General features: G+C 62.0%; 9 protein-coding genes and 1 rRNA gene. 8 read left to right on the top strand and 2 right to left on the bottom strand.

The window, feature by feature from the left end:
• The 4 genes from rrf to KVP10_RS17730 form a co-directional block, all read left to right on the top strand.
• A 5S ribosomal RNA gene (gene rrf, locus KVP10_RS17745) occupies positions 1-102 on the top strand; the annotation flags it as partial.
• Between the two features lie 51 nt (positions 103-153).
• Complete coding sequence (locus tag KVP10_RS17740) at positions 154-1,461, top strand: LacI family DNA-binding transcriptional regulator (protein ID WP_217966044.1); 1,308 nt, start codon at positions 154-156, stop codon at positions 1,459-1,461.
• A 229-nt stretch (positions 1,462-1,690) separates the two neighbouring features.
• Positions 1,691-2,977 (top strand): MFS transporter, encoded by a 1,287-nt coding sequence (locus tag KVP10_RS17735; protein ID WP_217966043.1) that lies wholly within the window; start codon positions 1,691-1,693, stop codon positions 2,975-2,977.
• Positions 2,978-3,077: 100 nt separating this feature from the next.
• Positions 3,078-3,443 carry a DUF4870 family protein gene (locus KVP10_RS17730; protein WP_217966041.1) on the top strand — a complete coding sequence of 122 codons (366 nt, stop codon included), beginning with the start codon at positions 3,078-3,080 and terminating at the stop codon, positions 3,441-3,443.
• 346 nt (positions 3,444-3,789) lie between these two features.
• On the opposite strand, the gene KVP10_RS17725 is transcribed toward KVP10_RS17730, so the two are convergent.
• The gene (locus tag KVP10_RS17725; protein ID WP_217966039.1) at positions 3,790-4,059 is read right to left on the bottom strand and encodes an SWIB/MDM2 domain-containing protein; all 270 of its coding nucleotides are present in this window, start codon (positions 4,057-4,059) and stop codon (positions 3,790-3,792) included.
• A 419-nt stretch (positions 4,060-4,478) separates the two neighbouring features.
• Here KVP10_RS17725 and KVP10_RS17720 point away from each other — a divergent pair, with 419 nt between their 5' ends.
• The 4 genes from KVP10_RS17720 to KVP10_RS17705 are packed head-to-tail and all read left to right on the top strand — an operon-like array spanning position 4,479 to position 8,310.
• Entirely contained in the window at positions 4,479-5,327 is an 849-nt protein-coding gene (locus KVP10_RS17720) for an ABC transporter ATP-binding protein (protein WP_217966037.1), read from the top strand.
• Positions 5,314-6,021 carry an ABC transporter ATP-binding protein gene (locus KVP10_RS17715; RefSeq protein ID WP_217966036.1) on the top strand — a complete coding sequence of 236 codons (708 nt, stop codon included), beginning with the start codon at positions 5,314-5,316 and terminating at the stop codon, positions 6,019-6,021. Before KVP10_RS17720 ends, KVP10_RS17715 begins: the two co-directional genes overlap by 14 nt.
• Before the next feature lie 8 nt (positions 6,022-6,029).
• The gene (locus tag KVP10_RS17710; protein ID WP_217966034.1) at positions 6,030-7,094 is read left to right on the top strand and encodes a branched-chain amino acid ABC transporter permease; all 1,065 of its coding nucleotides are present in this window, start codon (positions 6,030-6,032) and stop codon (positions 7,092-7,094) included.
• Between the two features lie 28 nt (positions 7,095-7,122).
• The gene (locus KVP10_RS17705) at positions 7,123-8,310 is read left to right on the top strand and encodes a branched-chain amino acid ABC transporter permease (protein ID WP_217966032.1); all 1,188 of its coding nucleotides are present in this window, start codon (positions 7,123-7,125) and stop codon (positions 8,308-8,310) included.
• A gap of 242 nt (positions 8,311-8,552) precedes the next feature.
• Here the strand turns inward: KVP10_RS17705 and KVP10_RS17700 are convergent, their stop codons facing one another.
• Positions 8,553-9,899, bottom strand: a complete 1,347-nt coding sequence (locus tag KVP10_RS17700; protein WP_217966030.1) for an ABC transporter substrate-binding protein — start codon at positions 9,897-9,899, stop codon at positions 8,553-8,555.
• Positions 9,900-10,064 lie beyond the last annotated feature (165 nt).

Here is a 10,064-nt window from a genome sequence, read left to right as displayed (position 1 = left end):
TAGCGAGGTGGTCCCACGCCTTCCCATCCCGAACAGGATCGTGAAACGCCTTTGCGCCGATGATAGTGGACGTACGTCTGTGAAAGTAGGGCATCGTCAGGCTTTTATACTGCTGCGCCCCGAAGAGTGTTCTCTTCGGGGCGTTCGCTTTTTATGGCGACCGATTACCGACGACAGCATCCTGTCTGCTTGCCGCTAGGCTGCTGGCCGATTGAGCTCGGCTCGGTTTCTTTGCGTTACGCTGCCTACGGTGCCGATTATGCTCGTCGCGCGCTCGGGCGCGTGAAGCGCTATGTCGACGTTATACTGGCAGCCCGGTATTCCACTTGGATCAAGCCCGTGTCACGCGCAAAGCCTCCTGGCAATAATCGGCCCACCTCTTCATCCGATAGTGTTGTTCTGGCCCACCAAACTTCCGCCGATGGGCCGCGCGCGGTCAGGTTGAAGGACATCGCTGTCTTGGCTGGGGTTTCGCCGATAACAGTCTCACGCGCGCTGAGCCGCCCGGATATTGTTGCCGAGGCAACGGTGGCGCGTGTACGCGCCGTGGTCGAGCGCCTGGGCTATGTGCCAAACCGGCATGCCGGCAGCTTGGCGTCGAACCGCTCGCAGTTGGTTGCTGCAGTGGTGCCTACTATCGCCAATGCGATATTTTCGGATACCTTGCTAGCTTTCACCTCTGCGCTCGATGCACGGGGCTATCAAGTCATGTTCGGCCTTAGCGGTTTCGATGGCGACAGCGAAGCCCGGTTACTGGAAAATGTCCTGGGCCGGCGCCCTGATGGCATTCTTCTGACTGGAGCCAGGCACACGGCGCGCACGCGTATGCGATTGGCCGCTGCGGGTATCCCGATAGTCGAGACCTGGGATACCAGTGAAGAGCCCTTGGACATGACCGTCGGCTTTTCCCATCGGGACGTAGGACATGCCTTGGGCCAGCATTTATTGGATTGCGGGTGTCGCCGCCCAGCACTGATTCTGGGTGATAACGACAGGGCCGCTGCCCGAGGGCGTGGATTCAAGGAGGCTTGTGCTGAACGTGGCTATACCTCTGTACCAGAGAAAGTATTGGCTTCACCGACTACGACTCGCCAGGGGCGTGAGGCTTTGCGTGAGCTTCTCGCCGAGTCGCCCGACATTGATGCGGTGTCCTGCAGCAGCGACTTGCTTGCGCTGGGAGCCATTATCGAAGCTGGTCAAAGAGGCATCGATGTACCGGGCGATCTGTCTGTGGCCGGTTTCGGAGACCTTGATTTCGCAAGCCAGCTCGAGCCTGCATTGACGACCGTGCGCATTGACGGTCAGGGTATCGGCCGGCTTGCTGCACTCAATCTGCTCGAGCGCATCGAGAAACACGTGGCGAGCGGGAATGGTGCTCCGAAGCAGGTTGATGTGGGCTTCGAGCTCGTGGCGCGTGCTTCCACTCGGCCGCGGCCTCATAAGCCCGAGAATCGCCGGTAGATCATATGGAACTCATGATTGAATAACTTCATGTCGTAGCCGTGAACTCTCCATCCTGACTATGGCCGGCCGATATATGACAACGCAATCATTTTCTCGACTATACTAGCAACCAAATAGCTAGGCTAAGCGGCTTAGCTGCTACATAGAAATGATAACGCAATCATTTCTATGGCAATGTATGGTGTGAATGGATGGCGAGAGCTCGGCTCGCGCCGCGGGAGAGGATATGAGTTCGGGCAACAGCGGCATAGCTCGCTATCGGCGCACACAGCGCGTACTTCTGGCCTTGTTGGTTGCCATCGGCATGGTCAATGTGCTGGACCGCAGCGCGCTTTCCATAGCCAATCACGTCATCAGCCAGGAGCTTCATCTGTCGCCAGTGCAGATGGGTTTGCTGCTATCCGTATTTTCTTGGGTTTATGCCTTTGCTCAGTTGCCGACAGGTGCACTGCTGGATCGCATAGGCACCCGTGTGGTGTTGGGTGCCGGGCTTTTTCTGTGGTCAGTGGCTCAGTTGGGCTGCGGCCTGGTGTCTTCCCTGCAGGGGCTGATTTGGTGCCGGTTAGGCTTGGGGCTAGGCGAGGCACCTACGTTTCCTGCGGGCGCCAAGCTGCTTGCTCAGTGGTACGGGCGCAAGGATAGAGGCACAGCCACAGGTGTTTTCCTAGCCTCCCCCACGATAGGCCCAATGCTGGCTCCGCCTATCCTGACCGGCCTGCTTCTTGCTTTCGGTTGGCGTAGTATGTTCGTGATTCTCGGGGTCGTCGGTATTGTCCTGATGGGGCTGTGGTTCTATGCCACTCCCAGGCACGCGCCTTCGTCGGATGCGTTTGCCGATGCTCGTCCAGAGGATGCTGATGACGACGGCGAGGCGGAACGCAAGTTGTCCTGGGCAGACTGGCGAGGGCTCTTTGTTCAGCGCACCACCTGGGGGGTTGTTCTTGGGTTCGTCGGTGTTATCTATATGATCTGGCTCTACCTGACGTGGCTTCCCGGTTATCTAGAACATCAGCGTCACTTGAGTATTGCAAATACCGGCTGGGTCATGACCATTCCGTACTTCTTCGGCGCGGTTGGTTCGATCTGCAGCGGACGTATCTGTGATCGCCTGGCCGCGCGAGGTATGAGCCTCATCAAGAGCCGCAAATGGCCTATTTGCATAGGACTGCTTGCCAGCGCTTGTTTTACCGTGCCCATGATCTACGCATCGAGCACCACTTGGGCAATCATCTATTTGTGCGCCACGATGTTTTTCCTGTATTTCGCTGGCGGCGGCGCCTGGGCCTTGGTCAACGTCGCTGCGCCCAAACACTTGGTGGCGTCGCTGGGCAGCCTGCAGAATTTCGGCGGTTATTTCGGTGGCTCCTTCGCGCCGGTGCTAACTGGATGGATGGTTCAGCGCACTCATTCGTTTTCATCGTCGCTCTTGCTGAGCGCTATTGTTGCGATTGCTGCGGCCTTGATTTACGCGCTCCTGGTGGGTAAGCCCATACACTCGAGCTCGGATACCTGAAGCGAGCGTGTGGGCCCAGTCCCTGAGCGCACGCTAACGGTTAAAATAGCCTTCCTCGAAGCGAGACATTCCATCGTTTCTTTCCAATCTGGAGGCAGCTATGACCGAGGCCTTGCCCGCGGACGAACCCCAGGGCCCGAACCTGCGGACTGTTACCCATGTCATCTATGGCCTGTTTGCACTGGGTTTGATCAGCGCCGGCGTGCTGGGCCTGGCCACCGTCGCTGCGATAGTGCTGGCCTACCTGAAGCGCGGCGACGCCGCCGGCACTGTATATGCGCCGCATTTCGGCTGGGTGCTCAAGACCTTCTGGTGGGGCCTGTTGTGGCTGGTGCTAAGCGCGCTGGCCACGCCTATTCTGGTCGGCTGGCTGACCGGCGCAGTGGCGCTGGTCTGGGTGCTGTACCGCCTGATCAAGGGCTGGCTCGCGCTTTTTTCCGGACAGTCTCCCGATGGCGAAGCATAGGCGCGCCGGGCAAGCTGCGGAAACATGAGCATGCGCCAAGGCGCGTAAACTGCGCCGCTGCATAGAAAGGCCGCATAAAAACATACGGCGCACAAAACATGCGCAGCCGATTCTCAGCCATATAGGCAGCCGCAAAAGTCCATGGCTGCGCAAGAATAATGGCGGCCATAAAAAACAAAGCCTCGCCGCTCGAAAGCGGGAGGCTGCAGATCCGGGCTGCCGCAAGGGCAGCCCTTTCTTTTTGCGTGCGACGCGAACGGCGCCTTGCGAACCTTGCGTCGGGCCTCAGGCCCGGCTGTCGCGGCGGCAAGCCGTGGCGCCTGCCGGCCTGGCGGCCGGACTCGCTTTATTTGAGGTGGGCGCTGACCAGCTTGGTCAGTTCGAACATGGATACCTGATCCTTGCCGAACAAGGGACGCAGCTTGGCGTCGGCATTGATGTTGCGGCGGTTCTTGGGGTCTTGCAGGTCGTGCTTCTTGATGTAGTCCCAGATTTTCTTGGTGACCTCGGTACGGGGCACGGCTTCCGGCCCGATGACCGCGGCCAGGGTAGCGCTGGGAGTGAGCGGCTTCATGAACGCGGCGTTGGGGGTACGGGCTGCGGCTTTTGTGGCCATAGGGTGGTGCTCCTCGGAATGGGTGAAAAAAAGATTTTAATGAGCATACCGTGAGTCGCCCGGAAAGACAAAGTGCTTTGTACAGAAATTTTCCAAAAATAATCGCTGCCGTGACGGCTTGTCGCGCCCGCGGCTTGCGGCGGCTTTGCGCCGGGGCGCCGAATGCCGAAATATGGCGCGTTTTCGTCCGGATTTCGCTACAGTAAGCAGTGTCTTTGCGCTCATGCGGTGTTGCCGGCGGATCCGCTGGCGCCCGGCCGATGCTGGGGAAAACAATGACGGCCGCCCAACAATGTCTATGCTACTATCGGTGCGCTGTAGCATCTTGCGACGAATCCGGGCCGCCACATGCGCCCGGCGCCGGAGCAACGGATTGCAGCCAGCTACGAGCTGCAGCGTCAGGAGACAAGCCGCTGACCATGGCAATACATACAACACCGACGACGGATACAACAAGCCTGGATGCGGGCCCCGATGCCGGCGCTTCGACCGGCGAAGTCCTGCTCGAAGTACGCAATATCGTCAAGGCATTCGGCGGCCTGCATGCCGTCGATCATTGCAGCTTCGATGTCCGCCGCGGCACGATCACCGGGCTGATCGGCCCGAACGGGGCGGGCAAGACCACGGTTTTCAACAACATCACCGGATTCATCACCCCGGATTCGGGCACGATACGCTATCGCGGCAAGGACATCACCGGCCTGCGCCCCGACCAGATCTTCGCCAGCGGCCTGTGCCGCACTTTCCAGATTCCCCGCGAGCACGGCAGCATGAGCGTGCTGGAGAACCTGATGCTGGTGCCCACCCAGCAAAAGGGCGAAAGCATCTGGAATGCCTTGTTCCGCGGCGCCGAGGTGCGCCGCCAGGAAGAAGAAAACCGCGCAAAGGCGCTCGAGGTGCTGGGCTATCTCGAGCTGACCCATGTAAGCGACGAGTACGCGGGCAATCTGTCGGGCGGCCAGAAAAAGCTGCTCGAACTCGGGCGCACGCTCATGACGGGCCCCGAGCTGGTGCTGCTCGACGAGCCGGCGGCCGGCGTCAATCGCACGCTGCTCAAGCGGCTCACCTCCAATATCGAATACCTGTCGCGCGAGCGCGGCATCACTTTCCTGCTGATCGAGCACGACATGAACATGGTCATGAGTCTGTGCAACCCCGTGATCGTCATGAGCGAAGGGCGCAAGCTGGTCGAGGGCACGCCCGAAGAAGTACGCAATAACCAGAGCGTGCTCGAGGCCTACCTGGGAGGGCAATATGCCGCTGCTTAAGGTTGATGGAATAAGCTGCGGCTACGGCGACACCGAGATCCTGCGTCATGTGTCCATGATGGTGGAAGAGCATGAAATAGTCTGCATCATCGGCCCCAACGGCGCCGGCAAGTCCACCCTGATGAAGACGGTGTTCGGCCTGCTGCATCCGCGCGAAGGTTCGATCGACTTCGGCGGCGAGGATATTTCCCGCAAGGTGCCGCACCAGATCGTGAAGCTGGGCATGTGCTTCGTGCCCCAGGTCGCCAATGTGTTCACCGCGCTTTCCGTGGAAGAAAACCTGGAAATGGGCGCCTTCACCCTGCCCAAGGGCGAGCTGGAAGCGGGCAAGCAGCGTATCTACGACATGTTTCCGCGCCTCAGGGAAAGGCGCCGGCAGGCCGTGGGCAAGATGTCGGGCGGCGAGCGCCAGCTGGTGGCCATGGGCAGCGCGCTCATGCTCGAGCCGCGCCTGCTGCTGCTGGACGAACCCACCGCGGCCTTGTCGCCCAAGCTGGTCGACGAAATTTTCGAGCGTGTCGCGCGCATCAATGAAAGCGGCATCGCCATCATGATGGTCGAGCAGAACGCCCGGCAGTCGCTGCAGATGGCCCATCGCGGCTACGTGCTGGCCAATGGCGAAAATCGCCACGAGGGCACGGGCAAGGAATTGCTGGAGGATCCGAACGTCGGACGCCTCTACCTTGGAGGTTGAGCGAGCTTATGGAGAAAACCCTGGACCCCGCGGCGCCGCTGGAATCGACGCCGGCCGGCCACCAAGGCGGCCGCCTGGCGGCGCTGCTGCAAACTCGTACCGCCATGGGCATAGGCCTGGTGCTGATCCTGGCGATCATGTGGCTGCTCGGGCTGATCTATGGCACCGGGCTGGACCAGTTGCTGTACCTGACCGTATGGGGCGTGATGCTCGGCGGCATTATTGCCCTGGGCGGCGTGGGGCTGACGCTGTGTTATGGCGTGCTGAAGTTTCCCAATTTTGCGCACGGCGACCTGGTGACGCTGGGCGCCTACGTGGCTTATGCCGTCGTGCAGATATTGCCCCAGAGCTCGCCCATCTGGCGATTTTCCTTCGGCTGGGAAATGTTCATTGCGCTGCTGATCTCGATTCCGATCACGGCGCTGGTGGCGATATTGTTCGATCGCGTCCTGTACCGGCGCCTGCGCCGCACCAAGGCGCCCATGGTGCTGTTTGCCATGGCTTCCCTGGGCATGGCGTTCTTCCTGCGCAGCGTCATCTATATGCTGTGGGGCTCGGACTTCCATTTCTTCTACGTGGGGCGGGCCAATCCCGCGCTGCACCTGCCGCTGGGCATACGCGTGCAGGCCGACCAGATTTTCGTGCTGGCGCTGGCGCTGGTGCTGGTGGTGCTGGTGTACCTGCTGCTGGGGCGCACGCGCATGGGCAAGGCCATGCGCGCCACGGCCGACAATCCCGACCTGGCGCAGATCCGCGGCATCGATACCGAGCGCGTCATATCCTGGACTTGGGGCATAGGCGGCGGCCTGGCTGCGGCTTGCGGGGTGATGTACGGCCTGGCCTCGCAACTACGGCCCGACATGGGGTTCACGCTGCTGCTGCCGATGTTCGCCGCGGTGATCCTGGGCACAGTGGGCGACGCCTTCGGCGCGCTGGTCGGATCCATAGTCATAGGGGTGGCGATGCAGGTGACCTCGGCCTTCATGAGCCCGGCCTACGGGCCCGCCGTGGCCTTTGCGCTCATGGTGCTGGCGCTGGTGGTGCGCCCGCAAGGGCTGTTCGCCAGCAAATGATCGCGCACAAGAACACAAGGAGCAATCCATGGACCCGGCTTCCGTCCTGAAGGCTATATTCCTGGCCGTGCCGCTGGGGCTGTTGGCGCTGGCCCTGCTGCGCCTGCGCTGGGCCTTGCGCATCCCCGCCGCCATCGTCATCGGGCTGGTGGCCGGCTTCGCGCTGATGGCCCTGATACCCGGCGCGGTCGACTACCTGGTGTCGTTTTCCATCATGGCGTCGATCTACGCCATACTCAGCCTGGGCCTGAATTCGCAGTGGGGCTACAACGGCCACCTGGATTTCGGCGTGGCGGGCTTCTTCGCGGTGGGTGCGTTCACCAGCGCCTTGTTCATCACCGCGCCGCCCAGCGGCCTGATGGCGCAATACGCGCACCAGGCGTTCGGCCTGCAGGCGCCGTTCCTGGTCGGACTGGTGGCGGCCGGGGTCATCTCGGGCATCGTCGGCCTGCTGGTCGCGCTGCCGGTGCTGCGGCTGCGCACCGATTTCCTGGCCATCGCCACACTGGGCATAGCCGAGATCATCCGTCTGATTTTCCAGAACGAGCGCTGGCTGGCCAACGGGCCGCAGCCGCTGAGCGGCATTCCCCAGCCCCTGTCCTGCGTGTTCGACCATCCCGCCTGCAGCTGGCTGCCGGCTTCGGTGGCGTCGCTGTTCGCGCCGCTGCAGCCGCGCGATTACGGTTTTCTCTACCTGGCCCTGACGGTCACCGTATTGGCGATCGTGTACTTGGTGCTGGAAACCGCGGTGCGTTCGCCGTGGGGCCGCGCGCTGCGCGCGGTGCGCGACGACGAGGCCTCGGCGGCCATGAACGGCAAGCACGTCACCTCGCTGCGGGTGCAGTCTTTCGTGCTGGGCGCCGTGGTCATGGGCGTGGGCGGCGCGCTCTATGCCTCGTACATGGTCACCATAGACTATTCGCACTTCGAGCCGCTGTTCGCTACCTTCCTGGTGTGGGTGATGCTTATGCTGGGCGGCAGCGGCAACAATCGGGGCGCCGTGCTCGGGGCCTTCGTCATCTGGGGCGTATGGAGCGGCACGGGCTACCTGACCGATGTGCTGCAGACTTCGCTGTCCGGCATACTGCCGCAGATCGCCTCGCGCACCGCGTTCCTGCGCTGGATGCTGGTGGGCGTGCTGCTGGCCCTGATCGTGCTGTATCGTCCGGAAGGCATACTGAAAGAGCAGAAGATCGTCTCGCGCTTCCTGAAGTAGGCGCAAGCTTCGTGCGGTAGCGGGAAAGGCCTTCCAGCGGGAAGGCCTTTCCGTATCCGGTGGCAAAAAGCCCGCGCACTTGGTTTGTGCGCGGGCTTTTTGTCGTGGACTGCGGGGCGGGTTGAGGATCTTCTGATTGCGAGGCCCTGGAGACCCATGAGATCCAGGGTCGAAGCCCTGGGGGCCCAAGGCCCGAGGCGGCAAGCGCCACCGGGCGCCTGCCGCCGCCAGAGGCCGGACGGTCAGATCTTGGGGATCGACGCGGCCGGGCGGGTCTCGACGGTTTCCACCTGGCCCTTGGAGAACTTCCAGATATTGATCGGCGTGATCACGTCGCCGTTCTTGTCGAAGTCGCAGGGGCCGGCGGCGCCGGTGTAGTTGATCTTCTTGCCGGCCTTGATCATCTTGAGCATTTCCAGCACGCGCTCGTCGCTGCCGCCTTCGATGGCCTCGCCCGGAGGGTTGGACACCACGCGCAACTGGTCGCGCAGGGCCGTGCCGGTGATCTTGGATGGGTCGGTCACCCCGCCGGCGATTACCTTGGCCAGCGCCAGGCCGATGGTCATCCCCGCGTCGTAGGTGGAAGCGGTGAACGGGGGGATGTGGTCGTACTTGAAGCCCGCCATGAAGTTCTTGGCGAAATCTTTATAGGCGCTGGTGTTGGTGTCTTCGCCCGGCGCCGTGCCCAGCTTGCCGTCGACGCTTTGCGCGCCCAGCGCCTTGACCACGTCGAGCGATGCATTGCCGTCGGTGAATTGCCAGTTGGTGAAATTGAAGATGTCGCGCGATTCTTTCAGGAACACCGCGGTGTGCGAAGGATAGCTGACGCACAGCAGCAGTTCGGGCTTGTCTTTCAGGGCGGCCGCCAATTGCGACTTGTAGGTGGGTTGCACCTGTTCGGGGTGCGGCACTTGCGCCAGCACCTTGCCGCCGCGCTTCTCGAACGAGGCGGCAAAGGAATTCGACAAACCCTGGCCGTAGGGGTTGTTGATATAGATGGTGGAGACCTTGCTGAACTTATAGCCTTTCTGGAGTTCGCCGTTGACCAGCTGGGCGGCGACCACGCCCTGCAGCGCATCGGACGCCGTGGTGCGGAACAGCAGGTCGGCCTTGGCGTCGGCCGGCAATACCGTGATCAGGGGCGAGGTGGCGCCGTTGGCGACCTGCAGCACGCCGGAAGGTATCGTGACCGAGGTGGCGATGGCCACCGTCACGCCGCTGGACCAGCCGCCGATGATGGCCGGCGTCTTGCTGGTGTCGACCATCTGGCGCGCGGCCTGCACGCCCACGGTGGGCAGCGTGCTGGTGTCGACCGTGATGTGCTTGGCGATGATCGGGCCGCCGAATACCTGCGTGGCCGCCTTGTTGATCTGGTCCACGGCCAGTTGCACGGCGTCCCGGTAGTACGGCCCGAATTCGGCCGCGGCCCCGGTCATGGGAGCGATCTGGCCCAGATTGATGGCGGGCGGGCCGCCGGCGGCGAATGCCCGGCGCGAGAATGAGCTGCCCAGCATGACCGCGCCGCCGGCGACGCCGGCGGTGATGAAGAATTTGCGGCGGTTGGCGAGGCTCGGATCTTGATCTGCCATAGCAGTGTCTCCTTGGTGTGGTATTGATTTTGTAAAGGAAGCCGATGAGGCCCGGGTGCTGCCGGTTTCGGCAGGAAGGGGAAGGGGGATGTTGCCGCCCTATTATTGCAGTCCAATATTACCGCCGCAGAGCCAGCGTCTGTCAAGCGGATTTCGGCGGATCCG

Source organism: Candidimonas humi (assembly GCF_019166065.1).
In the GTDB taxonomy this organism is placed as follows: domain Bacteria; phylum Pseudomonadota; class Gammaproteobacteria; order Burkholderiales; family Burkholderiaceae_B; genus Candidimonas; species Candidimonas humi.
Note: the sequence above shows the minus strand (reverse complement) of the source record. Positions and strands in the feature narration are given on the sequence as shown.

Excerpts from the sequence above, each read along its gene's own strand:
- KVP10_RS17740 (WP_217966044.1), top strand. The coding sequence starts at position 154 with ATGGCGACCGATTACCGACGACAGCATCCTGTCTGCTTGCCGCTAGGC.
- KVP10_RS17735 (WP_217966043.1), top strand. The coding sequence starts at position 1,691 with ATGAGTTCGGGCAACAGCGGCATAGCTCGCTATCGGCGCACACAGCGC.
- KVP10_RS17730 (WP_217966041.1), top strand. The coding sequence starts at position 3,078 with ATGACCGAGGCCTTGCCCGCGGACGAACCCCAGGGCCCGAACCTGCGG.
- KVP10_RS17725 (WP_217966039.1), bottom strand. The coding sequence starts at position 4,059 with ATGGCCACAAAAGCCGCAGCCCGTACCCCCAACGCCGCGTTCATGAAG.
- KVP10_RS17720 (WP_217966037.1), top strand. The coding sequence starts at position 4,479 with ATGGCAATACATACAACACCGACGACGGATACAACAAGCCTGGATGCG.
- KVP10_RS17715 (WP_217966036.1), top strand. The coding sequence starts at position 5,314 with ATGCCGCTGCTTAAGGTTGATGGAATAAGCTGCGGCTACGGCGACACC.
- KVP10_RS17710 (WP_217966034.1), top strand. The coding sequence starts at position 6,030 with ATGGAGAAAACCCTGGACCCCGCGGCGCCGCTGGAATCGACGCCGGCC.
- KVP10_RS17705 (WP_217966032.1), top strand. The coding sequence starts at position 7,123 with ATGGACCCGGCTTCCGTCCTGAAGGCTATATTCCTGGCCGTGCCGCTG.
- KVP10_RS17700 (WP_217966030.1), bottom strand. The coding sequence starts at position 9,899 with ATGGCAGATCAAGATCCGAGCCTCGCCAACCGCCGCAAATTCTTCATC.